Below are 25001 nucleotides of genomic sequence, written 5' to 3'. Positions count from 1 at the left end.
ACATTTATGAAAAAGATTGTTTTTTTAACAATGTTTATAAGTTTTAGTCTTACAGCCGTACAATGTACTAAAACTATAGAAGAACGTATTGTAGAGCGTGAGCGTACTAATACTATCCTCTCAGGCGCTACAGTCCCTACTGCTACTATAGGTAGTGTAGGCGATTACTATATAGATCTTACTTCCGTAAACCTATACGGACCTAAAACTGCTGAAGGCTGGGGAACCCCCGTAAGTCTTAGAGGGTTACAAGGAGAAAAAGGATCTAATGGTCAAGATGCTCCTATTCCACATATCGGAAATGATGGTTATTGGTATATAGGCAATACTAAAACTACTGTAAAAGCTCAAGGAACTAATGGTACTAATGGCATTACTCCTACTATCTCTGAAGATGGTTATTGGATAGTAAATGGTCAAAAAACTAATGTAAAAGCCAAAGGTGATGATGGTCAAAATGGTACTAATGGTCAAAATGGCACAACTCCCACTATCTCTATTGATAATAATGGTTATTGGGTAATCAATGGCATAAAAACTGATGTTAAAGCCAAAGGTGAAAAAGGAGACAAAGGTAATGACGGGCAAAATGGCACAACTCCCTCTATTTCTATTGATAATAACGGTTATTGGGTAATCAATGGCATAAAAACTGATGTTAAAGCCAAAGGCGAAAAAGGAGATAAAGGTAATGACGGGCAAAACGGCTCTAACGGTAAAGATGGGACTACCCCTATCATCTCTATTGATAATAATGGTTATTGGATAATCAATGGTACAAAAACTGATATTAAAGCCAAAGGTGAAAAAGGAGATAAAGGTGAGAACGGCACTAATGGTAAAGATGGTACGACTCCTACCATTACAATTGATAATAATGGTTATTGGGTAATCAATGGCACAAAAACTGATGTTAAAGCCAAAGGTGAAAAAGGAGATAAAGGCGAGAATGGAACTAATGGTAAAGATGGTACAACTCCTATTATTACAATTGATAATGATGGCTACTGGGTAATCAATGGCATAAAATCAAACACTAAAGCTAAAGGTGAAAAAGGTAATGACGGTCAAAATGGAGCTGATGCACCTAAACCAAACATCAAAAATGGCTATTGGTATATAGGAACTGAAAATACAGGAGTAAAAGTTCAAGGAGATCAAGGCGAAAGAGGACTCCCTGGTAAAGACGGCTCTAAAATATATGCAGGCCAAGGTAATCCGCCTGTTAATACTGGTAGAGAAGGCGATTACTACATTGATACCGAAGCTAAAATATTCTATGGACCTAAAACCAATACTGGCTGGCCTTCTACTGGTATATCTCTCTCTGCACAACAAATAATCACTACCGATTATGAGCTTAGCCCTGACGGCAAAACACTTCTAAAATGGAAAAATTCCAATACTCATTTTATTGATATGAACGCTGACCCTAAGTTAAAAGATGTTGAAAATATAGCTGAATTAGCTTTTAATGGAGAGCAAGTGTCATATGAATTGAGAACTTTTGTCATTGGAAACAAAGTGAAAAGTATAGGAGCTAAGGCTTTCAATGGATGTTTTAGATTAACAACTGTTGAAGCTGATGAAAATAAAACTACACAGATTACAGAAATAAAGGAACAAACTTTTGCTAATTGTAATCATTTGCAAAATATAGATATTCCTTCAAGTGTTACTACTATCGGTAAAAGAGCTTTTATAGGTTGTTATAAACTTACAACTGTTATACTCCCTGAAAAAGTAAATAAAATAGAAGATCAGGCCTTTATGCAATGTAAGAATTTGCACACTCTAATTGCACATAACCCTACTGCTTTTAGTATAAATAAAAAGGCATTTATTCAAACACACTTACGTAATATTTATGTACCCTCTCAAAAAGTAGATAGTTATAAAGCACTAAATATAGATTACAAAGATATTATCAAATAGAATTGAAAATAAAAAAGCTACCAAATGGTAGCTTTTTTTATTACCTATTACTCACATACCCAGCTGTGAGCCCTCACTGGCTTTATTTGTTACCTGAATAAACGCTTCTTCTAAATTAAATGCTTGTACTTCTTTGATAAGGTTTTCAGGAGTATCTTCTTTTATCAACTGCCCCTCACTCAATATCCCTATGCGGTCGCAAAAATCCTGCGCCTCCTGTAAATGGTGTGAAGTATACAATACCGACATTCCTCTTGCATTCAACTCTTTTAAATAATCAATGATTATGTTTTTAGATTGTACATCTACCCCTACAGTAGGTTCGTCCAAAAAAAGCACTTCGGGCGTATGTAGTATCCCCGCTACTAAGTTAATACGGCGTTTCATTCCTCCTGAAAAATGAGCAATCTTCTTATCGGCTACAGCTGATAAAGCAACACGCTCAAGAGCTTCATCTGTTTTTGCTTTTAGCTCCTTCCCTTTGAGTCCATATAGGCTCCCAAAGTAATGTAAATTCTCTCTTGCGGTAAGTGTGGGGTATAATGCATATTCTTGCGGCACAACGCCTATTTTATATCTTAAAGAGGGGTCTTTATAGGTAAGTCCTGCAATAGTAAAACTCCCCATTGTAGGCTTAATACTTCCAAAAAGTATTGACATTAGGGTCGTTTTCCCTGCCCCATTAGGTCCTAAAATACCGTAAACTTCTCCTTTCCTCACCTCAAATGATACATCATTCAAGGCAAGAACTGTAGATTCTTTATATTGTTTGCTGAGGTGTTGTACCTCAATTGCATTGGGGGTTGTATTCATAACATAAAAAACTTAAAAGCGGGGCAAGTTAGCGAAAATTTGTCAATGAGCAAAGTTTTTTCTATTTTTGCCCTCTGTTACCTACCTACTATCACCTGATTACCTAATTGAATATGACCCAAAAAATACAACTCAAAGTAGCAACCCCAGCCGATGCTTCTGCCATTTGGGCAATCTTATCCGCTGCTATCCAGCGTCGCAAAACCGAAGGTAGCAATCAGTGGCAAGATGGTTACCCTAATGAACAAGTAATAGCGAACGATATTGCCAAAGGTTATGGCTATGTACTTGTAGAAGATGACGAAATAGTAGGTTATTGTGCCTTGCTTATCAACGATGAACCCGAATATGCCCGTATCAAAGGCAAATGGCTCACCTCTGGCGATTTTGTAGTTTTTCATAGGGTGGCTATTGCACCTAATCATTTAGGAAGAGGTTTAGCAAAAATACTATTGCAACAAATAGAACAATTCACTTGCGATAATGGCATTCACTCTCTGCGCGCTGATACCAATTTTGACAATACCCCTATGTTACACCTCTTTGAGAAATTAGGTTATCAGTATTGTAGTGAAGTTACTTTCAGAGGAAGTTCCCGTAAAGCTTTTGAAAAAATATTATGAACAAAAAACTACTTTCTTACTTAGAACGATTTATTACTGAAGAGCGCAAAGAGCGTTTTTTAGAGATTATAGCACAGCGCACCAATCACTTTACGGTAGCGATGGAAGATGTATTCCAAATGCACAACACTAGTGCTGTTGTGCGTACCTGCGAAGTATTTGGCGTGCAGCAAGCACATAGCATTGAAGGTCGCTTCGGTAAACGCCTTGATGCCAAAATAGCAATGGGAGCTCAAAAATGGGTAGATGTATTTCGTTATAACGACACTCAAAGTTGTATTGATAGCCTTCGCGCACAAGGTTACCAAATAGTAGCAACTACCCCGCATAAAGACGCCTATTTTCTCAACGATTTTGATATCACTAAAAAAAGTGCTTTCTTCTTTGGCACTGAAAAAGAAGGTCTCTCAGCACAAGTACTTTCACAAGCCGATACTTTTTTAAAAATACCAATGGTCGGATTTACCGAAAGTTTAAACATCTCAGTAGCCGTGGCTATTGTCTTGCAACAGCTCACCGATAAACTCCGTCGCAGTGAAGTAGCTTGGCAACTTAGCGACAACGAACGCCTTAATACGCTTATTCACTGGACAAAACAATCAATTCGCAATGTGGATGATGTCCTTACACGATATGAAGAAATAAAAAATACCTTATGAAAAAAACACTTCTAATTTGCTTTATTTTATTTGCTTTGCTACCTCTATGGTCACAACATAAGGCAACGCTCATTCACGCCGATGCTAATTTGTACAAAGTGGACAGTTTGCTCTACAGAAGTGAACAATTAGTAACTGAAGATAAGGCTATTATTAAGAATATTCCTATCAAATCAATTGTAAATCTACGCTATTTCACCCGTTCAGGTGACAAAAAGATTTTCAACGCTTCCGATAATATCAAGCTCATCAATCACCCTTTGCTCACTTGGCGTATCAAAGCTCCTGAAATAGCACAAACACTGAAAATTATACGCGAACACCAAAAACAAGGAGCTGTACTAATCCATTGTTATCACGGTGCCGACCGCACAGGTATAATGGTGGCAATGTATCGTATCATTTATCATAATTGGACGATAGAACAAGCTAAAAAAGAAATGCTTAATGGTCCTTATGGCTACCATAGTGTATGGAAAAACTTAGAAGCACTATTCACTGAAAGCACTGTAAAAGAGGTGCGTAAACATTTAGGAATGCTATGAAAGTAACAGACATTATTCAAGAATTAGAAAAACTCGCCCCTCTGCAATATGCTGAAGGGTTTGACAATGTTGGTTTATTAGTAGGTGATGCCAATGCTGAAGTAAAAGGGGTACTCATTACCTTAGACACTCTCGAAGCGGTTGTAGATGAGGCTATTGCCAAAAAATGCAACCTTATTGTGAGTTTTCACCCTATTATCTTTAGCGGACTCAAATCTCTCACAGGAAAAAACTATGTAGAACGTGTGGTGATGAAAGCCATTCAGCATCAAATTGCGATCTATAGTATGCACACGGCTCTTGATAATCAGTTCTTAGGAGTAAATGCATCTATCTGCAATCGTTTAGAATTACAAAACAGACGCATTCTCATTCCTCAACCTCATACCATTCAAAAACTCATCACTTATGTACCAAAATCCGATGCCGAAAACCTTCGCAAGGCTCTTTTTGCAGCCGGAGCAGGCAAAATAGGCAACTATGCTGAGTGTAGCTTCAATCTTGAAGGTAAAGGCACTTATAAAGGAAATGAAGATTCTCACCCTACCATTGGCGAACCTAATGTATTCCATACTGAAGATGAAACCCAAATAGGAGTGATTTTCCCTAAACACTTACAACGACAAATATTGCAGGCTCTTCGTCAAAATCACCCTTATGAAGAAGTAGCTTTTGAGATATATACACTCGAAAATGAACACCAACATATCGGGATGGGAATGATAGGTGAACTTAATAAATCTATGCCCGAAAAAGATTTTTTAGCTTACCTCAAAGAACGTATGCAAGTGAGTGTAGTGCGTCACTCGGCATTGCTTGGTAAAGATGTAAAAAAAGTAGCAGTTTTAGGTGGAAGTGGTGCTTTTGCTATAGAAAATGCCAAACGTGCAAAAGCTGATGTTTATATAACAGCCGACCTCAAATACCACGAATTTTTCAAGGCTGAAGGGCAAATTCTCCTTGCCGATATAGGTCATTTTGAAAGTGAACAATACATAAAATCACTTTTATTTGACTATCTTTCAAAAATTTTTCCTACCTTTGCCCTCTCAATATCAAATGTGGATACCAATCCTATCAAATATTATTCGTAAATATGGCACAAAAAGTGGATATTACTGTAGAAGAAAAACTAAGAGCTCTGTACGATTTACAGCTAATCGACTCAAAAATTGACGAGTTGCAATACACTCGTGGCGAACTACCTTTAGAGGTATCTGACCTTGAAGATGAGGTAGAAGGACTCAAAAAACGTCACGCTAAATTCAAAGAAGAATTAGATGCTTTACAAGCGGGTATCGCTGAGAAAAAAGCAACAATTGAAGAGGCTAAAGCCCTCATCAAAAAGTACACTACCCAGCAAAAAAATGTTCGCAACAACCGCGAGTACACTTCTTTGTCTAAAGAAATTGAATTCCAAGAATTGGAAGTACAGTTGGCTGAAAAACGCATCAAAGAAGGTAAAGCGCAAGTTGACCAAAAGAAAGAGGCTATCAAACAAGTAGACGAACGCAAAGCCCAACGCGATGCCCATCTCAAACACAAAAAAGCAGAACTCAACTCGGTATTAGCCGAAACTGAAAAAGAAGAAGCCTTCCTTAAAGAAAAAGCTGAAGAATATGCAGCTAAAATAGAGGATCGTTTGCTAAAAGCCTACCAACGCATCCGCAGCAGTGTAATGAATAAATTGGCAGTAGTACCTATCCAGCGCGGTGCTTCTGGTGGTTCTTTCTTCACTATCCCTCCACAAGTTCAAGTGGAAATTGCTTCTCGTAAAAAAATAATCACCGATGAACATAGCGGACGTATTTTAGTAGATGCTGCTTTAGCCGAAGAAGAAAAAGAAAAAATGGAAGCTCTCTTCAAAAGTTTCAAAGCATCTTAATAAAGAAATATAAAAATCAAAAATCACAAAATCAGCTGTTTAGTATAATACTAAACAGCTTTTTTCACTTCTTACCTTCTATCTTTTACTTCCTATCTATTAAAATCTTTTGCTTTTATGAAAGGAAAGTATTATCTTTGCGCGCTTTCAAGAAGCACTTGTAAATTTAAACTATAAAAACAAAAAACATTGAATAAAGAAATATCATCAAACCAGCTTATTAGCAATATTATTGCTGGTATAGAAAAAGTAAAAGGCACTGATATCACCATTATGGATTTACGCGAGGTTGAAAATACCGTATGCGATTATTTTATCTTGTGTAATGGTTCTTCTAACACCCAAGTATCGGCTATTTCAGGAGCTATCCAAAAAATTGTCAGCCAAGCCGATGAACATCAACACCCTTGGCACGTTGAAGGCGAAGCCAACGCCGAATGGATTCTCATCGATTATGTAGATGTAGTCGTTCATATCTTCCAAACAAAAGTACGTGAGCATTACGACCTCGAAGGTCTTTGGGGTGATGCCAAATTTATCAATTTAGAAACTAACTATTAAATATATGTCGGATAACAAAAGTAACGGAAATCGCTTTTCAGCCTACTGGCTATACGGCGTATTACTGCTCATTCTCATAGGATTCAATTACTATTCAGGAGCGAGCTTTTGGTCTCAACCTAAAGAAATTCCTCAATCTAAATTTGAGGAATACCTCAGTAATGGTGATGTAGCTAAAATCATCATCTTAAACCGCAAAGAGGCTAATGTATACCTCACCGAGGATGCCCTTAAAAAAGAAGAACACAAAGAGGTGAAACCTACAGGCAATTCTCTTATGCAGGGGGCTAATGCGGGCGAAGTACCTCAATATCGCTTTGAATTAGGCGACTTGAGCAATTTCGAAAATCGCTTCGACCAAATTGTAAAAGATAACAACCTTAGCACAACTCGTGAGAATAAAACCCAACAAAATGTAATCGGCGATTTGCTATTCACTCTCTTGCCTATTATAGTTGTCATAGGGTTATGGATATTTGTTATGCGCCGTATGGCAGGTGCTGGTGGACCTGGCGGCATATTCAGTATCGGAAAATCTAAAGCGCGTATGTTCGACGAAAAGAAAGAAACTCGCGTAACTTTCCAAGATGTAGCTGGTTTAGAAGGTGCTAAAGAAGAGGTACAAGAGATTGTAGACTTTCTCAAAAACCCCGATAAATATACCTCATTAGGGGGTAAAATACCTCGCGGAGCTCTGCTTGTAGGTCCTCCAGGGACAGGTAAAACACTCCTTGCTAAAGCGGTAGCAGGTGAGGCGCAAGTACCTTTCTTCTCTCTGTCTGGTTCTGATTTTGTAGAGATGTTCGTAGGGGTGGGCGCTTCTCGTGTGCGCGATCTCTTCAAACAAGCTAAAGAAAAATCTCCATCTATTATCTTTATCGACGAGATTGATGCTATAGGTCGTGCTCGTGGTAAAAACGCAATGACTGGTGCTAACGATGAGCGTGAGAATACGCTCAACCAATTGCTTACTGAAATGGATGGCTTTGGCTCTCACACCAATGTAATTGTACTTGCCGCTACGAACCGCGCTGATATTTTGGATAAAGCCCTAATGCGTGCTGGGCGTTTCGACCGCCAAATTTATGTGGAACTCCCGAACTTGAACGAACGCAAACAGATTTTCCAAGTACATTTGCGCCCTATAAAAACTGCTGAAACCTTAGATATCGATTTCTTAGCAAAACAAACTCCTGGTTTTTCAGGTGCTGATATTGCCAACGTTTGTAACGAAGCAGCCCTTATTGCAGCACGTAAAGGTAAAACAGCTGTGAGCAAACAAGAGTTCCTTGATGCAGTAGATAGAATTGTAGGTGGTTTGGAAAAGAAAACTAAAATCCTTACTCCTGAAGAGCGTGAGGCTATTGCTTTCCACGAAGCAGGTCACGCTACCGTAAGCTGGTTATTAGAACACGCCGCTCCATTGGTAAAAGTAACTATTGTGCCTCGCGGACAGTCACTCGGTGCAGCTTGGTATCTACCCGAAGAGCGACAAATTGTACGCACCGAACAAATACTCGATGAGATGTGTGCTGCCCTTGGCGGTAGAGCTGCCGAAAAAGTAGTATTCAATAAAATATCTACAGGTGCTCTCAGCGACCTCGAAAAAGTAACCAAACAAGCCCGCGCAATGGTAACTATTTATGGGCTCAACGAAAAAATCGGTAATCTTACCTACTACGATTCTGCCCAGTCCGATTATAGTTTTACCAAACCGTATAGTGAGAAAACAGCTCACCTCATCGATGAAGAAATTTCTAAAATCATAGAAGAGCAATACCAACGTGCTATTGATATCCTCACCGAGAATAAAGATAAACTCACCACTTTGGCTAACTTGCTATTAGATCGTGAAGTTATCTTCCGAGATGACCTTGAGAATATTTTTGGAAAACGCAAGTTTAAAGATCCTCACAATAGTAATGAAGAGGAAACTCCTTTAAAAACTGAAAATACTTCTCCTACAGAATAAATTTTAAAGGCTTCCTTTTGCAAAAGGAAGCCTTATTTATATAAAACAAAATGAAAATAACTGCTCAAATAAAAGAACCTATACGCGAAGAAATGGAACTTTTTGAACAGAAGTTCCGCAATTCAATGTCGTCTAAAGTAGCCTTGCTAAATCGCATCACCTATTATATAGTAAATCGCAAAGGCAAGCAAATGCGACCTATGTTTGTTTTCTTAGTAGCCAAAATGCTTTCTGATGACAGTAAAGTAAGTGAACGTACTTATAGGGGTGCTTCAGTTATAGAACTCATTCACACCGCTACTTTGGTGCACGATGATGTGGTAGACGATAGTAACAAACGCCGTGGTTTCTTTTCTATCAATGCTCTTTGGAAAAACAAAATAGCTGTATTAGTAGGTGATTATCTGCTTTCTAAAGGCTTGCTCCTCTCTATAGACAATGGTGATTTCGACCTATTGCGCATTATCTCAGTTGCTGTGCGCGAAATGAGTGAAGGAGAGCTTTTACAAATAGAAAAAGCACGTCGGTTAGATATTGTAGAGGATGTTTACTACGAGATTATCCGACAAAAAACAGCGACCCTTATTGCGGCTTGTTGTGCAATGGGAGCTTGCTCAGTACAGCCCGAACAACCTGAACTCATAGAAAAAATGCGCCTCTTTGGCGAGTATATAGGAATGGCTTTTCAAATAAAAGATGACCTCTTCGATTATACCGAAGATGCAATCGGAAAACCTACTGGTATAGACATCAAAGAGCAGAAAATGACCCTCCCTCTTATCTATGTACTCAATACTTGTACAGAAAAAGAAAAGCAATGGCTCATCAATTCGGTAAAGAAATACAACAAAGACAAAAAGCGTGTAAAAGAAGTGATTTCCTTTGTAAAAACTCACAACGGATTAGAATATGCTACTGCCAAAATGAAAGAGTTTCAACAAAAAGCACTCAATATTCTCAACGATTTCCCTGCTTCCTCTTATAAAGAAGCTCTTACCTTAATGGTAAATTACGTAATCGATAGAAAAATTTAGTCCCTGTATTACAAAATAAAATACTAAACTGTTTTGTATAATTCTAAATAATTACTATCTTTGCACCGTTAAAATTAAAACATATAAAAACTAAAAATATGAGATTACAATTTTTAGCCCCTGCAATTATAGCAGGATTAATGATGTTTACTACTTCTTGTAGTAAAGACGACAAAAAAACGGAAGCTCCTAAACTCCCTTACAAAGAGCAAAAAGTTGATGCTTCATCTTATGACAAATGGGTGTACTTTTCTTTTGAAAATGGTGTAGTAACTTCCACTACAGCAACCCCTACCACTACCGATTGGGATATCGCTTTCAATCGTTATAGTGTAAGAACTAACAGCGGTACTTCTGGCAGTGGTAATGGTGGCGCACTAACTACTAATGAAACCGATTGGGACAAAGTTGCTACCGCTTCTTCTACCGCTTCCTTTACAGTAGATGGCTCTATCTATGTTTTTGAAAGAGGTCAAAACAATCAAGGAGGATTAGGGACTACAAATGCCTCTCGCGTAATATCTGGCGCACACGGAGAAAACTTCTGGAATATGATTTCTAGAATGCCTAATGTTGCAAAAATAGATAAATCTTCTATCGTTCACAACAATGGCTGGCTCACAATGGACTATAAACCCAATGGAAAACAACTTGCCCCTAGTTACACCTATAACAATTGGGTATATATAGTAAAAACACCTGCTGGTAAATTTGTTAAAATCCAACTTACTGATTATAAAAATGCCAAAGATGAAACAGGTTACATAACCTTTAAATACCAAATCGCTAACGATAAAAACGAGTTTAAATAATATTTAAAAACAAGCTTTATAACTGAGGCTGTCTGCTATAGGCAGCCTCTTTTCTATAAATCTACCCAATATGCAAAAGTTTTATATTGCTGCCTTTATATTTTTATATTCCTCACTTATCTTCGCTCAAAACGATACACTTCAAAACGACCTTATCAACTTAAAAGAAGTGATCGTAACAGCTACACGTGCTCAAAAAAACTTAAAAAATGTACCTATTACAGTACAAGTTGTAACTGCTGAAGATATCCGTAAATCACAAGCAACCAACTTTCAATCGTTTTTAGAAACAGAGTTTGCTGGTATCAACTTTACGTACAATGGGGGAATGCCTAACATCAATATGATGGGATTTGGAGGTAAATACGTGCTTTTCTTAATAGATGGTGAGCGTATGGCAGGTGAAACTTTTGATAATATCGATTATAACCGAATCAACTTGGAGGATATAGAGCGCATTGAAATTATCAAAGGGGCGAGTTCTTCTCTCTATGGATCGAATGCACTGGGAGGTGTTATCAATATCATTACTAAAAATGCCAAAAAATCTTTTGAAGGTGACCTCAGCTATCAGTATGAAACTATTGAAAGTCACAAAGCTAATATAGGTATTGGCAGCAAACAACGATGGGGCAATATCCGCCTTACTTCTTTCTATAATTTCCGCGAACCTTATCTCTTAAAAGACCGCGAGCCGCTCATTACCTACAAAAATGGTGTAGCAGAACCCTCTCCTAAAAGTGAACTCAACATTGCTGGTTTTACAACCTATGGGATTACCCCAAAACTTTCTTTTAATCTATCACCTAAAACCGACCTTACTCTTACACCTAACTACTATTTCAGCGAACGCAACCAAGGCGACCGCGATGCCGAAAGAAAAAGAGAACGATACTACAACTATACTATGTCGGCTAAACTAAATACAGCTCTCACCGAAAGCAAAAAACTAAGTCTCTCAGGAGCTTTTGATCGTTACGACAAGTTTAACTATTTTCCCTTATTAAAAGAAAAAGAAAAGAATTACGAGAACACTTTAGCACGTGCAGGAGCACAATACAATCAATCGTTATGGACGAAACATTCCTTAGTAGCAGGAGCTGAAATATTTTCAGATGAACTCCTCAGCTTCCGTTTCAACGAAACAGGTACTGAAGCTAAAGAAAACGCTCAAAACTATACCCTTTTCATCCAACAAGAATGGACGCTCTCTCCAGCCTTTACTTTGGTTACTGGGGTGCGTGTAGATTACCATTCTCTCTTTAAAGAACATTTCACCTATCGCCTCTCAGGAATGCTAAAAGTAGAATCTTTCACCTTTAGAGGGGGCTTTTCTTCGGGCTTCCGCTCCCCTACCCTTAAAGAACTCTACACCAATTGGTTTCACCCTTGGGGAGGTGGTTTCCAAATAATAGGTAACAAAGACCTCAAACCCGAAAGTAGTAACAATTTTAATTTTTCCGTAGATTTTGATAGCCCCAAAGTAAATATTACCGCTATGACGCAACTCTCACTAATGAAAGACAAAATAGACTATCGTTGGACAGTTGCCAGCGACACCATCCGTTATATCAATTTCAAGGACAAAACACAAATTATAAGCTCTGAACTCGCAGCCTCTTATCGCCCTACCCAAGCCTTGCGTTTCAAAGCCTCGTATGCGTACTATTACATTAGCAATAGTGCCAACGAAAACCGTCCACATACCCTTACCCTAAAAGCTGAATATATCCCCAAACACAATGCCCTCTACATTCCTAATATAGTGTTTAGTGGCAAATACGTGAGTGCCACTCGTATTCACGAAACCGACACCAGCAACAACCTACTCTATACCTATTACGAACCTTATAGTATATGGCTGTTACAAGTTTTTTCCAAACTGCCCTATCACCTCACCCTCACCGCTGGAATTGACAACCTTTTCAATTACATCACCCCTACTACCAGTTTCTACTCCAGCATCTCAAAAGGAAGAACCTACTCATTAGGACTCAAATGGAACTATTAAATGAAGAGTGAAAAGTGAAAAATGAAATTTTATGACCTTTCGCAAAGTTGATTATATTGATAACCAACAATTTTGAAGAGTATTATACAAAAGCATTTGGTACCCCCCCTCTAAGTTTATAGACACTATAGCACAAAAGAAACCCCCACTATATAGAAATACAGCGGGGGGTTCTTATTGGTTTAAAAAAGAGCTCTAATTTTTTCTTTTATAAGCTCAAGTGGTGTTTTTTCTAATTGAATTAGTAGATTATTAAAAGTATCTTCTTTGTATGAATAGTTTGTTTTAGGCGATAAATTTACGTTCTCTAAATCACTTAAATTCAATCCTAAAACGTCTTTCATTTTATCATATAAATCAGTACCTAAAGGTCTAATAGCAGTAATAAGAAGATCTGGTTGGGGATTACTTTTATAGTATTTTCCTCGATCATTTTTATAAAATTTTTTAAAAAAAGTAATACATTCTGCTTCAGAACCTGAGTTAATCAAAATTCTTGCCTTAAAAGAATCTAGTTCTTCTTGAGCTTTATCTGTCTTATTTGTGTATATGTCATATACAGCAAAAAAGTCATTTTTCTTAGAGAAATGTTTTGTCATTTCTATTCTAAAATTATTTCTTTGTTCTTTTAATGATTCTCTTTGCAACCACTCATCTATTTGGTTACACAATGTAGTTTTACCAGTGTTTTCAGCACCTTGAATAAGTATTACTTTCATACTTGTTATTTTGTTATGGTTTGTACTCAGTTAGAAGTTTTACAAGCAGTTTAAAAAGTATTTAAACGTTGTTGTAAAACAATTCAAAAAGTTAGTTTTAGTATTTACAGCTTTTTCTCTTGGAGGTTCTCTGCTTTTGTAGCTCGAACCTACTTTTTCTACTTTCATTTTACACATTAATTTAGAAGTTATTAGATAAAGATTTTAAGTCTTATTATCTATCTATTTGATAAATAGACTAATTTTAACAATCTTTATTAAACACTACACTTATCAATTATGACTTAGGATCAATCCACACTTGATTACCTTGACTAGTAAACTTATTTTTCCATATCATTTTATACCAATTAACACTTTCTCTAGGAACATAAATTGTTAATACTCTTATTTTTCTATTTTCTATATAAAAACTAAAAAGCTCTATTTTTGGAGGAGTATTAGACTCAAATGTTAAGCTTTCAATTCCACTTCCTTCAAAAGCTGTATTTCCAATATATGTTAAACTCTTAGGAAAGGTTAAAGACTTTAAAGATTTGAATCCTTTAAAAACATTTTCATCAATAATTCTTACTGTGTTAGAAAATGATACTTCCTTTAATTTTTCTGAAAATGGAAGAGTTTCTATTTTTTCTACTCCTTCAAGTAAGATAATATGTTCAACACTTCGCATATAAATATGTCTTAAATTTATAAAGCTATTCCCTAAAATTAATTGTTTAACATTAGTGTTATTAAAAGCTTGATTTTCAATATTACTCTTATCGTAATCATTATAACCACAAAGTATTGTAACAGTTTCTAATGCTCTACAATTAGAAAACGCATAATCACTCAGTTTTTTAACTTTCCTAGGAATTGTAACAGATGTTATTTTAGTACCTGAAAAGGCATATTCTCCAATAGTTTCAATATTTTCAGGAAGTGTAAAAGTTGTTAAGTTAGAGCAATCTCTAAAAGCATTTTTCTCAATACTTATTACACTATTAGGAATAACTATAGATTTCAAAGATGTACAACCTGAAAAAGCACTCTCCCCAATACTTGTTACACTATTAGGAATAGTAACAGATGCTAAAGAAGTACAACCGTTAAAAGCTCCTGAAATATTTGTTACATTATTAGGAATAGTAACAGATGATAAAGAAGTACAACCGTTAAAAGCTCCTGAAATATTTGTTACATTATTAGGAATAGTAACAGATGATAAAGAAGTACAACCGTTAAAAGCTCCTGAAATATTTGTTACATTATTAGGAATAGTAACAGATGATAAAGAAGTACAACCTCCAAAGGCTCCTGAAATATCTGTTACACTATTAGGAATAGTAACAGATGATAAAGAAGTACACCCCTGAAAAATAGCATATCCAATATTTGTTACACTATTAGGAATAGTAATAGATGATAAGGAAGTACAACCTTTAAAAGCCCAACTTTTTATACTTGTTACGCTATTAGGAATAGTAATCGATGCTAAAGAAGTACAACCCAAAAAAACCTCTTCTTCTATGTTTGTTACACTATTAGGAATAGTAATAGATTTCAAAGAAGTACAACCTAAAAAAGCCTTACTTCCTATACTTGTTACGTTATTAGGAATAATAAGAGATATTAAAGAAGTACAACCAATAAAAGTGCCTTCCCTTATGTTTGTTACACTATTAGGTATAGTAATAGATGCTAAAGAAGTACAACCCCAAAAAGCACTATTTCCAATACTTGTTACACCGTTACCAATAGTAACAGATTTTAAAGAAGTACAACCTCTAAAAGTATAACTTCCTATACCTGTTACACTATTAGGAATCGTCACTGATTTCAAAGAAATACAACTATCAAAAACACCTTCCTTATGATCATAATAATTTCTATAATAAGGATCTTCAAGAGTCGTTACTTTATCAGATATTTTTATATTTACCAAATTCTTACAATTTTGAAAAGCCCCTGCTTTTATTATCTTGACATTTTTAAAGTCTGAAATAATATTCATATCTATAAAAGTAGTTCTCAAATTATTCCAACGTATCAATTCAGTTTTATCTTCGTTAAGCGTATAATCAGAACTGTTAATTATAGAATGTTCATATTCATCTATGTACTCTCGCCAACCATTGTATTTTTTAGGTCCATAGATACGTTTGTTTTGGCTATCTACATACCAATCTCCTATGTTTCCTATATTGCTATCGGGAGCTCCTTGCCCTAAATGAATACGTGTAGCAGGTGCTCCATTTGCTCCTTTTTGCCCTTTAGTGCCAGCTTGCTCTCCTTGCTCTCCCGTTGCTCCTTTTTCACCACGATCTCCTTGGTAACCTTTGTCTCCTTTAACACCTTTTTCTCCGTGCTCTCCTTTGTCGCCTTGTTCTCCTTTGTCGCCTGTAAGTCCTTTATCACCTTGAGCTCCTTTATCGCCTTTTTCGCCTTTGTCACCAGTCTCTCCTTTTTCGCCTTTCTCACCTTGTTCTCCTTGTTCTCCACGCTCACCGCGATCTCCTTTTAGGCTAACAGGATCACCCCAACCGCTTTCGGTTTTAGCTCCATAAAGGTCGGATACTGAAAGGTCAAAATAGTAATCCCCTATTTCGCCTATGGTAGAGGAAGGAGCTCCACTGCCATAATGTACTATGTTTCCACGCTGGTACTCTACTTTTTCTACAACGCTTTCTTTGTTACACTGCCAAAAGAGGAAAGCTACACAAGCGCAAAACACCGTTATTATAATACTTCTTTTCATTGTGTTTGTTGTTTAATCGTTAAAAATACTTACACCTTGCCCCCAACCACTATTAGTTTTAGGTCCGTAGAGTTTTTTGTTTAAGGTATCAATATACCAATCACCTTCTACTCCTAAAGAAGGTCTTGGAGCTGAAGTACCTCCGTAAATTCTAGCGCCATCTTTTCCTTTATCGCCTTTCTCACCAGTGCTAGCTCCTTTGTCTCCTTTTTGCCCTATCTCACCCTTTTCACCTTTGTCGCCCTTATCTCCTTTTTCTCCACGATCTCCTTTTTCTCCTTGATCACCTTTCTCGCCTTGGTTGCCTTTTTGTCCACGTTCACCCTTTTCACCTTGGTCACCTTTTTGTCCACGATCGCCTTTTTCACCTTTATCACCTTGCCAACCCATAAAACCTTTTTCACCACGGTCGCCTTTTTCACCTTTTAGGTTGATAGGGGTACCCCAACCTTGTGAGGTTTTGGCTCCGTAGAGATGTACGTTTTGTAGGTCGATATAATAATCGCCTATTTCTCCCAAAGAAGATGAGGGAACTCCATAACCAGAATGAATAAGGTTGCCTTTGCGTACTTCTATACGCTCAGTAATGGTTTCTTTACCACAACTCACAGTGGTAAGCATTGCAAACATAGCTACTGCTATAAAAAACATCTTTTTCATTAGTATAATTATTTAGAATTGTTTACGATACACGTAAAAAAGCGAAGAGGACTTTATTCTAAATTTAGAAGAAGTTGCATACGGCAAAGGAAAGCACTTTTTTTGGTGCTTCCTTTGCACTGAGTGGCTAACCTATTCTGTGTTGCAATTTTGAAAATTTCCAGTTTTCAGGCAACAGAACAAAGCTAACGCTTTTTGCGATATAATTTAAATAGAAGACAATAAAAAAAGCGTGAGTAACACTGTTTGCCGCCTGAGGTACTGGAATCACCTTACAACACAAATAGGTTTCACTCACGCCTATAAAGGCGATGAGCATTAAACCTTTTGCTCTGTGTTGTAGTGAAAGTTTCCAGTTTCCAGCACGACAGGACAAAAGCTAACGCTTCTTATCTTTTCTATATTTTAGGGTGCATAATTACAACAAATATTTGTAGTGTGCAAATTTTCTGTTAATTTTTTACCATAAAAATAGTAACATTTTTATTAAACACTTGATAATGAGATTGTATTTTTTACACATAGAAGAGTTTAATGAATTTACTAATTGCAAATTTGCTAATTTACAAATTATTTGTACCTTTGTCCTCAAATTGTTAAAAAACATAACTATATGAAAAGAAATATAAGCACTTTAGACAAGAATATCCGCTTGCTTATTATCGTGATTACGGCAATTTTGGGGTATTTCAACGAGTTTTCTATAACTATTGCTTCGGTGTTATCAGGCGTTTCTATTTTGCTATTGGTAACCATTCTCATCAATTTTTCTCCTATTTATGCGCTATTAGGTATCAGCACCTATAAGCCTAAAGAAAAAAATAGTTAGATTATGACTTCTTTTTTTAACGAAACTCCTTTTGTCTTCCCTTATAATAAGAATTCGGTAAAACGCTGGGTAAAAAGTGTTGCTAAATCCGAAGGTAAAGAGGCAGGCAATATCAACTATATTTTTTGTGATGATGAGTATTTGCATAAAATAAATGTAGAGTATTTGCAACACGATACCCTCACCGATATCATCACCTTTGATTATACTGAGGAAAAAGTACTCCATTCGGATATTTATATTTCGGTAGAACGCGTAAAGGAAAACGCCGAAATCTTTAAAGTGCCTTTCCAAAGAGAACTGTTGCGAGTATTGGCACACGGGTTGTTGCACCTCTGTGGGTATAAAGATAAAACCCCCAAAGACAGTGCGCTAATGCGACAAAAAGAAGAGGAAATGATGTTGCTATTTGACCAACTTTAACTGCCTATCGCGCTACGCTTTTGACCGCAACGCTTTTAGCTTGATTGCAAAGCTCGCTAAATAGCCATAGATAAGCAGAAACAAAATACCTATATAAATGCTATTGCCAAAGGCGTAGAAATTCACAAAAGAGAAAAGTACACTCATACCAAGGAAGATTTTTATCTTCCTTTTTTTATAGGGTATCGGGTAGTACTTTTGTCCGTAATAATAGGAGATACACATCATTGCAGCATAGGTAATGAGAGTAGCCAGCGCAGCTCCTCTATAGCTAAGCCAAGGAATAAGTGCAAAGTTGAACACTACCGTGATAGCCATTCCTATTAAGGATACAATCGCTCCAAAGCTCGTGCGATCAGTTACTTTGTACCATACCGAAAGACTGTGGTAAATACCCAAACAAAGGTTAGCTAACAAGATAATAGGCACAATCCAGAGCGCATCCCAGTAGGCTTTATTAGGTATCAAAATAAGTTTAAAAACATCAGTGAATACGGTAATAAAGAGCAAAATAAAGCCTCCGCACACAATGAAGTATTCGGTGATACGTGCATAAGTTTTAGGTGCATTCTTATCTTGGGCACTACTGAAGAAAAAGGGTTCTATACCAAGTTTATAGGCAGTGACAAAGAGGTTCATAAACACCCCCATTTTGTAGCAAGCCGAGTAGATACCTATCGTTCCATCGGCTGTATCAACAGGGAGGAGCATACGCAAAAACACACGGTCAAAACCTTCGTTCACAGCAAAAGCGATGCCCGCCAAAAGTACGGGAAAAGCGTAGATCATCATCTCTTTCCAAAGAGGATAGTAGAATTTGAAACGTATTTTGAGGTAGATAGGCAGTAGCACAATAAATGTCGCTAAACTAGCAATCACATTGGCTAAAAAAATGTAGTATACGCCACCGTTTGTTGCGAGATTTTCAGCAGACAAATAATTTAGATAGTAGATATTAAGCGCTAAATTTAAGGCTGTATTACCTATCTTTACCATTGCGTAAAGTTTGGCTTTGCCTTTATTCCTAAGCCAAGCAAACGGAATGACCACTAAGGCATCGAGTACCAATATATAAATGGCAAAGACAATATATTGCACATCGTAATTCAGCCAAGAAGCAATAAAGTGTCGCAATAAGTAGGCAATCAGCAGGAAAAACAAAGAGCTGATTGTAAGAGAAGTAAGTGCGGTAGATTGCACCTTTTTCTTCTGTTCGCCTTTATTCATAAAACGGAAGAAAGCTGTTTCCATACCATAAGACAGCAGTACATTCCCCAAGATAAGGTAGACAAACAACCCTGAATAGATACCAAAATCGGCAGTATCGAGTTTATTCACGTACAGCCTTGTGAGCAATAGAGTTAGCACACGAGGGAGTACAGTAGCAATGCCGTAAATAATGGTATCTTTAAAGAGTTTTCTCAACATAAGGCGTTCTTCTTATCCAAATAATTCTTGTATCGCATCTTCTATTTTAGCGACTGTTATAACTTTTATCTTCGTATTTTTGAGAGCTATTTTGTTGTATTTAGAAACAAAAATGGTATTAAATCCTAATTTTTCAGCTTCAGTAATGCGTTGCTCTACACGTTGTACAGGGCGTATTTCACCGCCTAATCCTACTTCGCCGGCAAAACAGACGTCCTTTTCAATCGCTATATCTTCGTTGGACGATAGGATAGCCATTGCCACCCCTAAATCGGTTGCAGGGTCGTCGATGGTAATCCCTCCAGTGATATTAAGGAAGACGTCCTTAGCACCTAAGCGGAATCCTGCGCGTTTCTCAAGCACTGCCAAAAGCATATTGAGGCGTTTGGCATTGAAGCCCGTAGTACTGCGTTGAGGCGTACCATATACCGCTGTACTCACGAGGGCTTGTATTTCAATCATCAGCGGACGCATACCTTCTAAGGTGGCAGCTATAGAAGTACCGCTAATCGTCTCATCAGTTTTGGAAATAAGAATTTCTGAAGGATTGTTCACCTCGCGTAATCCATTGCTAAGCATCTCATAAATACCCAATTCGGAAGTAGAACCAAAACGGTTTTTCAGTGAGCGTAGGATACGATATACGTGGTTACGATCGCCTTCAAACTGCAGAACGGTATCCACCATATGCTCCAATATTTTAGGTCCTGCTATTTGTCCGTCTTTAGTAATATGCCCAATAAGTATTACAGGAGTGTGAGTAGTTTTAGCAAACTTAATCAGTTCGGAGGTACATTCCCTAATTTGAGAAATACTCCCCGCTGATGCCTCTATATAATCGGATTGAAGGGTTTGGATAGAGTCGATAATCACGATTTCGGGCAAGAGTTCTTTTATCTGTTGGAAGATATTTTGCGTCTTAGTTTCAGTGAGAATAAAGCAATTATCGAGCTTATGCGGAATACGGTCGGCGCGCATTTTTATCTGTTTTTCACTTTCCTCTCCTGATACGTAGAGTGTACGATAGGGCAAGTTAAGAGCTATTTGCAACAATAGCGTACTCTTGCCTATCCCTGGTTCTCCTCCTAAAAGTGTTACCGACCCAGGTACTATGCCCCCCCCTAGCACGTTGTTCAGTTCGTGATTGTTGCTATTGAGGCGTGGCTCTTGCTGGGTATCGATTTGAGAAATAGGAATGTACTTAGTAGCCTTATTTTTGATAGGAGATTCTTTTTCTTGCCAAGCAGGAGCTGTGTCTTTCTGTACGACTTCTTCCACAATGGTATTCCATTGCTTGCAAGTGTAACATTGTCCTTGCCATTTGCTATATTGCGCACCGCAATTCTGACAGAAATATGCTGTTTTTAGTTTTGCCATATTACTTGTTACCTATTACTTGTTATCTGCAAAAGGTATTGTCCATATTGGTTTTTGAGCATTGGTTTGGCGAGTTCTTGCAATTTTTCAGCGGTAATCCACCCCTTGCGATAGGCTATTTCTTCCAAACAAGAAATTTTGAGTCCTTGGCGTTTTTCTAAGGTCTCTACAAAGTTAGATGCTTCGCTAAGTGAATCGTGAGTACCGGTATCAAGCCACGCAAAACCACGCCCTAAAAGTTGTACTTTTAGTTCTCCATCATTCAGAAATTTCTGATTTACCGTAGTAATCTCTAGTTCACCACGAGCAGAAGGTTTTATGTTTTTAGCTACTTTCACCACCTTATTAGGATAGAAATAAAGCCCTACTACTGCATAGTTAGATTTAGGTTGTACTGGTTTTTCCTCAATGCTAAGTACATTACCTGCATTGTCAAACTCGGCTACTCCATAGCGTTCAGGGTCTTTTACGTAGTAACCAAAAACGGTAGCTTTACGTTCTTTTGTTACATTTTCTACTGCTTGAGAAAGCATTTTTGAAAAACTCTGTCCGTAAAAGATATTATCTCCTAATACCAAGCACACATCGTCATCACCTATAAATTTTTCTCCTATGATAAACGCTTGAGCCAAGCCATCGGGACTAGGTTGTTCGGCATAACTAAGGTGAATGCCAAAATCAGAGCCATCACCTAAGAGGCGCTCAAAACCAGGTAAATCTTGAGGGGTAGAAATTACCAATATCTCTCGAATGCCCGAGAGCATCAATACCGATAACGGATAGTAAATCATTGGTTTATCATAAATAGGGAGTAATTGTTTAGAAACTCCCTTTGTAATGGGGTAAAGGCGTGTGCCTGAACCTCCTGCTAATATAATTCCTTTCATTTGTTGTTAGTTTTTAGTCTTTATTCGTTAGTCATCATCTTTAGGGATTTCAGCATTCTCAATAATCACTGATTTTTCTCCCTTATTATCTACTTTATATTCGTTGCCATTTTCTATCAGCAAACCTTGTACTACCCCTTTGGCGTGAGCTACATCAAGGTCGATAACACGTTTGTTCATCAGGTAAGTTACCTCACTGTGAAGTGTGTGCCCTATAACAAACTTACCTACTTGCCAACGTTCTAAAATAGTTTCGGCTTCGGTTGTATCAATAGTTTGTTTGCCCCAACCTCTATACCACGTAGGACTTATACCAAACTGATAGAGAATACTATACAAGCTATCTTTGCGTTTTCGTGCTTTTAGATTATCAAAATAGTAGTCACGAGCTTTGTTATTTAGTTCTTGTACAGTGAGTCCTAAATTGGCAATTTCTATAGAAATACCAGCGTGTACAAACACATAATCACCTATTTTTTCAACGATATTTTTGGTAGCCAACCAGCGCCCTAATTCTGTATCAGGCTTGTAGAAGTGTAGGTATTCATCTTGTAATAGAGAAGCATTCTGGAAGTATTTTTTGCGCACATAACGGAAGTCGTTATTCATATTCATCAAGTCGTGGTTGCCAAGTATAAAGTGTACTTTACCCCCTGCATTTTCAGCTTGTTGTTCTAAATGATAGATAAGCCAAAGAGTCTGTGTAACCCAAAGTCCGCGATCAAAAAAATCACCTACTGTTACTAAATGCCCCTTGCCGTATTTCCATTGGTATTTAGCATTCATCACCCCATTAGCTATCAAGAACTGCTTAAAAGCCTCAAATTCACCTTCAATATCCGAAATAGCAATAAGTTTTTCAGGCATATTGTACACAGATTTTTCATTCTTTAGTTCTTTTTTAATTTTAAAACTAAAAGATTCTTTATCAATGAGTTGTGCCGTGAATTTTTTACCTTTTATATCTTTAGCAAATATTCGAACAGAGGGCACTACTACACCTTTTTTTTCACCAACTTGTTTTACAACAATTCCTTTGTCAGTATAAAAAATATAAGGTCCATCAAAGCCTGATTTAGAATTATCTTTGTGCAAACGAGTCTGACTGAGAATGGGCACTAACTCTTGTGCTTGTAACCAATTATTGCCTAAAATAAAACAGCATAAAAATGCTAAAAAAGTGATATATGTTTTTTTCATTAGTAAAAAAAGTAAAAAACTTTGGCAAAGGTATAGTATTTATTTGAAAATAACAAATTTACAGATTAGTAAATTTGCAAAATCAAAAATAAAGTACTACCTTTGTAGTCTTAAAACATTAAAAAAAGAAAATTATGAATAAATTAGTATCCTTAGTAGCTTTTCTATGGCTCATTATTGCCTGTGAAAAATCAGGGGATGAAAATGTCCCCTCTACGCAGACTTCAACTACACTAAGCACAACTACACAAACTCCTACAAGTCCTCCTATTACTCCCCCTACCCCTCCACAACCTCCACAAAACAATATCCCTTATGATTGGGATTTCTATTTAGAACCTTCTCGCTTAAATGCTGTAAAGAAAGAACCTAACTTAGAACTGAAAAAACTCTATTACCAAGTCTATGGCACCCCTTGTGGCGGATGGTATGATGGTGTAAGCCCTAACAGTGAGAAGAATAATGGTTGGTTGAAAACCTTTGTAGAAGGCGCCGAACGTGTACGCAAAACACCTATAGTAGTATTGTATGGTATTCCTGAACGCGATTGTGGATCGTTTTCTAAAGGCGGACACCCTAATGGTGCTTCTTACAAGGCGTGGATAGATCGTGTGAGTGCTATCATTGGGCAACGTCGCGCAGTAGTAATTATAGAACCCGATGCTATTAATTACTGTGGTCATCCAAAAGGTTCAGCTAAATACAATGAACGAGCTGAATTGTTGCGCTATGCTGCCGAAAAATTAAATAAGAACAACCCTAATGTAGCGAGCTATATTCACGCGGGAAATTCTGGTTTGGTTACCCAATATCCTGAAGCTGTTGCTAACGCTATTATAGATGGGGGTTTAAAATATATGCGTGGTTTTGCACTGAATGTTTCAGGTTTAGGAGGCACTGCTGAAGAACAAGCAGGAGCTGAGAAGTTTGTAGCTTATTTAGCTACTAAAGGTTTCAAAAATGTACGTTATGTAATTGATACAGGGCGCAGTGGCATCAACCGTCCTAAACACCAGAATGCTAATGCTCCTTATAATTCTTGCAATAACTTCAATGCGGCTTTAGGTCCGCGTAGCACCACGAAAACCACTGGGGCTCACGCCGATGCTTATTTGTGGATTAATGGAGGAGGTGGCTCCGATGGTGAATGTAATATGGGAGCCCCTGCAGCAGGACAACCTTACCCTGAGTATACTCGTGCCTTAGTTAACAACGCAATTAGAGTTAAAAGCATTGAAATTTTAGAGCTCCCTAACAATCTCAAATAACACCTCACAATTCGTAATTATTCACATTGCCACTGGAAGTTTTCAACTTTGGATTGCATTTCAGGGCGGTATTCGTAATGCCACCACTCCGAATAAATAGATTTGAAGTTGTATTTGTTGAGTATATCTTTTAGCAACTTGCGATTTTCGAGTACTTTTTTAGGAAGGGTAGTACAAGTATGATGGGCTTTCTCACCAAAAAAATCAAAAGGAGTACCCATATCTAATTCTTTACCATCCTTATCTATTAAAGTAAGATCAACTGCTGCTCCACGATTGTGTTTAGAACCTTTGGCAGGATTGGCTACATAATGAGTTCCTGGAAGTATTTTCCACATCTTTTTTTGTACTTCAAGAGGTCGATAGCAATCAAATAGTTTGATGCGATATCCTAAAGTTTTAAACTCCTCATTAGCTTTTACCAAAGCTTCTGCTGTTTTTTTGCGCAGATAGCATTCTCCACACTCATAAACAGCCTGTTTGAGGAAGTTATCAGGAGTTGCATATTTCATATCAAATACAAAATCGGAAGAAAGACTTTTGAGGAGCACAAAATCAGTTTGTTGTGCCGTAGCAATAAAAGTGACAAAAAATGCAAGAATATATTTCATAAATAAAAG

General features: G+C 37.3%; 23 protein-coding genes. 14 read left to right on the top strand and 9 right to left on the bottom strand.

From position 1 onward, the window contains the following. The first annotated feature begins 6 nt into the window (after window positions 1-6). The gene (locus CGC57_RS12305) at window positions 7-1935 is read left to right on the top strand and encodes a leucine-rich repeat protein (RefSeq protein ID WP_095899349.1); all 1929 of its coding nucleotides are present in this window, start codon (window positions 7-9) and stop codon (window positions 1933-1935) included. Window positions 1936-1986: 51 nt separating this feature from the next. Here the strand turns inward: CGC57_RS12305 and CGC57_RS12300 are convergent, their stop codons facing one another. Further along, window positions 1987-2748, bottom strand: coding sequence for an ABC transporter ATP-binding protein (locus tag CGC57_RS12300; protein ID WP_095899348.1), 762 nt, complete (start codon window positions 2746-2748; stop codon window positions 1987-1989). A gap of 113 nt (window positions 2749-2861) precedes the next feature. Between CGC57_RS12300 and CGC57_RS12295 the strand changes: the two genes are divergently transcribed. The 10 genes from CGC57_RS12295 to CGC57_RS12250 all read left to right on the top strand — a co-directional run bounded on the left by CGC57_RS12295 (window position 2862) and on the right by CGC57_RS12250 (window position 12850). Continuing rightward, entirely contained in the window at window positions 2862-3371 is a 510-nt protein-coding gene (locus tag CGC57_RS12295) for a GNAT family N-acetyltransferase (RefSeq protein WP_095899347.1), read from the top strand. After that, window positions 3368-4030 (top strand): TrmH family RNA methyltransferase, encoded by a 663-nt coding sequence (locus CGC57_RS12290; RefSeq protein ID WP_095899346.1) that lies wholly within the window; start codon window positions 3368-3370, stop codon window positions 4028-4030. The genes CGC57_RS12295 and CGC57_RS12290 overlap by 4 nt, the downstream gene beginning before the upstream one ends. Next, window positions 4027-4575 (top strand): tyrosine-protein phosphatase, encoded by a 549-nt coding sequence (locus CGC57_RS12285; RefSeq protein WP_095899345.1) that lies wholly within the window; start codon window positions 4027-4029, stop codon window positions 4573-4575. Before CGC57_RS12290 ends, CGC57_RS12285 begins: the two co-directional genes overlap by 4 nt. After that, window positions 4572-5669 (top strand): Nif3-like dinuclear metal center hexameric protein, encoded by a 1098-nt coding sequence (locus CGC57_RS12280; protein WP_095899344.1) that lies wholly within the window; start codon window positions 4572-4574, stop codon window positions 5667-5669. Before CGC57_RS12285 ends, CGC57_RS12280 begins: the two co-directional genes overlap by 4 nt. A 2-nt stretch (window positions 5670-5671) precedes the next feature. Continuing rightward, on the top strand, window positions 5672-6460 hold the full coding sequence (locus tag CGC57_RS12275) for a zinc ribbon domain-containing protein (RefSeq protein WP_002678914.1): 789 nt from the start codon (window positions 5672-5674) through the stop codon (window positions 6458-6460). Between the two features lie 189 nt (window positions 6461-6649). After that, the gene (gene rsfS, locus CGC57_RS12270; RefSeq protein ID WP_095899343.1) at window positions 6650-7021 is read left to right on the top strand and encodes a ribosome silencing factor; all 372 of its coding nucleotides are present in this window, start codon (window positions 6650-6652) and stop codon (window positions 7019-7021) included. Between the two features lie 4 nt (window positions 7022-7025). Then, window positions 7026-8993 carry an ATP-dependent zinc metalloprotease FtsH gene (ftsH, locus tag CGC57_RS12265; RefSeq protein WP_002678652.1) on the top strand — a complete coding sequence of 656 codons (1968 nt, stop codon included), beginning with the start codon at window positions 7026-7028 and terminating at the stop codon, window positions 8991-8993. A gap of 50 nt (window positions 8994-9043) precedes the next feature. Further along, window positions 9044-10027, top strand: coding sequence for a polyprenyl synthetase family protein (locus CGC57_RS12260; protein WP_002678688.1), 984 nt, complete (start codon window positions 9044-9046; stop codon window positions 10025-10027). A 98-nt stretch (window positions 10028-10125) separates the two neighbouring features. Beyond that, complete coding sequence (locus CGC57_RS12255; protein ID WP_095899342.1) at window positions 10126-10839, top strand: HmuY family protein; 714 nt, start codon at window positions 10126-10128, stop codon at window positions 10837-10839. Between the two features lie 70 nt (window positions 10840-10909). Next, entirely contained in the window at window positions 10910-12850 is a 1941-nt protein-coding gene (locus tag CGC57_RS12250; RefSeq protein WP_095899341.1) for a TonB-dependent receptor plug domain-containing protein, read from the top strand. Between the two features lie 182 nt (window positions 12851-13032). Here the strand turns inward: CGC57_RS12250 and CGC57_RS12245 are convergent, their stop codons facing one another. The 3 genes from CGC57_RS12245 to CGC57_RS12235 all read right to left on the bottom strand — a co-directional run bounded on the left by CGC57_RS12245 (window position 13033) and on the right by CGC57_RS12235 (window position 16969). Then, window positions 13033-13569 (bottom strand): hypothetical protein, encoded by a 537-nt coding sequence (locus CGC57_RS12245; protein ID WP_095899340.1) that lies wholly within the window; start codon window positions 13567-13569, stop codon window positions 13033-13035. A 277-nt stretch (window positions 13570-13846) separates the two neighbouring features. Continuing rightward, window positions 13847-16309, bottom strand: coding sequence for a leucine-rich repeat protein (locus CGC57_RS12240; protein ID WP_095899339.1), 2463 nt, complete (start codon window positions 16307-16309; stop codon window positions 13847-13849). Between the two features lie 12 nt (window positions 16310-16321). Beyond that, window positions 16322-16969, bottom strand: a complete 648-nt coding sequence (locus tag CGC57_RS12235; protein ID WP_095899338.1) for a collagen-like protein — start codon at window positions 16967-16969, stop codon at window positions 16322-16324. Between the two features lie 613 nt (window positions 16970-17582). Here CGC57_RS12235 and CGC57_RS12230 point away from each other — a divergent pair. Together CGC57_RS12230 and ybeY are read left to right on the top strand one after the other, a co-directional pair. Next, the gene (locus CGC57_RS12230) at window positions 17583-17798 is read left to right on the top strand and encodes a YgaP family membrane protein (RefSeq protein WP_002678703.1); all 216 of its coding nucleotides are present in this window, start codon (window positions 17583-17585) and stop codon (window positions 17796-17798) included. Between the two features lie 3 nt (window positions 17799-17801). After that, window positions 17802-18221: an rRNA maturation RNase YbeY gene (ybeY, locus tag CGC57_RS12225; RefSeq protein ID WP_095899337.1), complete on the top strand. Its 420-nt coding sequence runs from the start codon at window positions 17802-17804 to the stop codon at window positions 18219-18221. A 12-nt stretch (window positions 18222-18233) separates the two neighbouring features. Here ybeY and CGC57_RS12220 read toward each other — a convergent pair whose 3' ends face one another. From CGC57_RS12220 to CGC57_RS12205, 4 genes are read right to left on the bottom strand one after another with little or no spacing between them, the layout of a single operon-like run. Further along, complete coding sequence (locus CGC57_RS12220; protein WP_095899336.1) at window positions 18234-19649, bottom strand: lipopolysaccharide biosynthesis protein; 1416 nt, start codon at window positions 19647-19649, stop codon at window positions 18234-18236. 12 nt (window positions 19650-19661) lie between these two features. Further along, window positions 19662-21026 carry a DNA repair protein RadA gene (radA, locus tag CGC57_RS12215; RefSeq protein WP_095899335.1) on the bottom strand — a complete coding sequence of 455 codons (1365 nt, stop codon included), beginning with the start codon at window positions 21024-21026 and terminating at the stop codon, window positions 19662-19664. Window positions 21027-21034: 8 nt separating this feature from the next. Beyond that, the gene (gene rfbA / locus CGC57_RS12210) at window positions 21035-21913 is read right to left on the bottom strand and encodes a glucose-1-phosphate thymidylyltransferase RfbA (protein ID WP_095899334.1); all 879 of its coding nucleotides are present in this window, start codon (window positions 21911-21913) and stop codon (window positions 21035-21037) included. Window positions 21914-21940: 27 nt separating this feature from the next. After that, window positions 21941-23113, bottom strand: a complete 1173-nt coding sequence (locus CGC57_RS12205) for a metallophosphoesterase (RefSeq protein ID WP_095899333.1) — start codon at window positions 23111-23113, stop codon at window positions 21941-21943. A 134-nt stretch (window positions 23114-23247) separates the two neighbouring features. On the opposite strand from CGC57_RS12205, the gene CGC57_RS12200 reads away from it, so the two are divergent. Further along, window positions 23248-24381 (top strand): glycoside hydrolase family 6 protein, encoded by a 1134-nt coding sequence (locus tag CGC57_RS12200; RefSeq protein WP_095899332.1) that lies wholly within the window; start codon window positions 23248-23250, stop codon window positions 24379-24381. A 17-nt stretch (window positions 24382-24398) separates the two neighbouring features. Here the strand turns inward: CGC57_RS12200 and CGC57_RS12195 are convergent, their stop codons facing one another. Continuing rightward, window positions 24399-24992 carry a M15 family metallopeptidase gene (locus CGC57_RS12195; RefSeq protein ID WP_095899331.1) on the bottom strand — a complete coding sequence of 198 codons (594 nt, stop codon included), beginning with the start codon at window positions 24990-24992 and terminating at the stop codon, window positions 24399-24401. Window positions 24993-25001: the final 9 nt, after the last annotated feature.

It is taken from the genome of Capnocytophaga sputigena (genome assembly GCF_002302495.1).
GTDB classification, from domain to species: Bacteria; Bacteroidota; Bacteroidia; order Flavobacteriales; family Flavobacteriaceae; genus Capnocytophaga; species Capnocytophaga sputigena.
The sequence above is the reverse complement of the archived record's forward strand: the minus strand, read 5'-3'. Positions and strand labels throughout refer to the sequence as shown.

Bases quoted from the DNA above. Each gene is read 5' to 3' on its own strand.
- CGC57_RS12305 (WP_095899349.1), top strand. From the start codon at position 7: ATGAAAAAGATTGTTTTTTTAACAATGTTTATAAGTTTTAGTCTTACA.
- CGC57_RS12300 (WP_095899348.1), bottom strand. From the start codon at position 2,748: ATGAATACAACCCCCAATGCAATTGAGGTACAACACCTCAGCAAACAA.
- CGC57_RS12295 (WP_095899347.1), top strand. From the start codon at position 2,862: ATGACCCAAAAAATACAACTCAAAGTAGCAACCCCAGCCGATGCTTCT.
- CGC57_RS12290 (WP_095899346.1), top strand. From the start codon at position 3,368: ATGAACAAAAAACTACTTTCTTACTTAGAACGATTTATTACTGAAGAG.
- CGC57_RS12285 (WP_095899345.1), top strand. From the start codon at position 4,027: ATGAAAAAAACACTTCTAATTTGCTTTATTTTATTTGCTTTGCTACCT.
- CGC57_RS12280 (WP_095899344.1), top strand. From the start codon at position 4,572: ATGAAAGTAACAGACATTATTCAAGAATTAGAAAAACTCGCCCCTCTG.
- CGC57_RS12275 (WP_002678914.1), top strand. From the start codon at position 5,672: ATGGCACAAAAAGTGGATATTACTGTAGAAGAAAAACTAAGAGCTCTG.
- ftsH (WP_002678652.1), top strand. From the start codon at position 7,026: ATGTCGGATAACAAAAGTAACGGAAATCGCTTTTCAGCCTACTGGCTA.
- CGC57_RS12260 (WP_002678688.1), top strand. From the start codon at position 9,044: ATGAAAATAACTGCTCAAATAAAAGAACCTATACGCGAAGAAATGGAA.
- CGC57_RS12255 (WP_095899342.1), top strand. From the start codon at position 10,126: ATGAGATTACAATTTTTAGCCCCTGCAATTATAGCAGGATTAATGATG.
- CGC57_RS12250 (WP_095899341.1), top strand. From the start codon at position 10,910: ATGCAAAAGTTTTATATTGCTGCCTTTATATTTTTATATTCCTCACTT.
- CGC57_RS12245 (WP_095899340.1), bottom strand. From the start codon at position 13,569: ATGAAAGTAATACTTATTCAAGGTGCTGAAAACACTGGTAAAACTACA.
- CGC57_RS12240 (WP_095899339.1), bottom strand. From the start codon at position 16,309: ATGAAAAGAAGTATTATAATAACGGTGTTTTGCGCTTGTGTAGCTTTC.
- CGC57_RS12235 (WP_095899338.1), bottom strand. From the start codon at position 16,969: ATGAAAAAGATGTTTTTTATAGCAGTAGCTATGTTTGCAATGCTTACC.
- CGC57_RS12230 (WP_002678703.1), top strand. From the start codon at position 17,583: ATGAAAAGAAATATAAGCACTTTAGACAAGAATATCCGCTTGCTTATT.
- ybeY (WP_095899337.1), top strand. From the start codon at position 17,802: ATGACTTCTTTTTTTAACGAAACTCCTTTTGTCTTCCCTTATAATAAG.
- CGC57_RS12220 (WP_095899336.1), bottom strand. From the start codon at position 19,649: ATGTTGAGAAAACTCTTTAAAGATACCATTATTTACGGCATTGCTACT.
- radA (WP_095899335.1), bottom strand. From the start codon at position 21,026: ATGGCAAAACTAAAAACAGCATATTTCTGTCAGAATTGCGGTGCGCAA.
- rfbA (WP_095899334.1), bottom strand. From the start codon at position 21,913: ATGAAAGGAATTATATTAGCAGGAGGTTCAGGCACACGCCTTTACCCC.
- CGC57_RS12205 (WP_095899333.1), bottom strand. From the start codon at position 23,113: ATGAAAAAAACATATATCACTTTTTTAGCATTTTTATGCTGTTTTATT.
- CGC57_RS12200 (WP_095899332.1), top strand. From the start codon at position 23,248: ATGAATAAATTAGTATCCTTAGTAGCTTTTCTATGGCTCATTATTGCC.
- CGC57_RS12195 (WP_095899331.1), bottom strand. From the start codon at position 24,992: ATGAAATATATTCTTGCATTTTTTGTCACTTTTATTGCTACGGCACAA.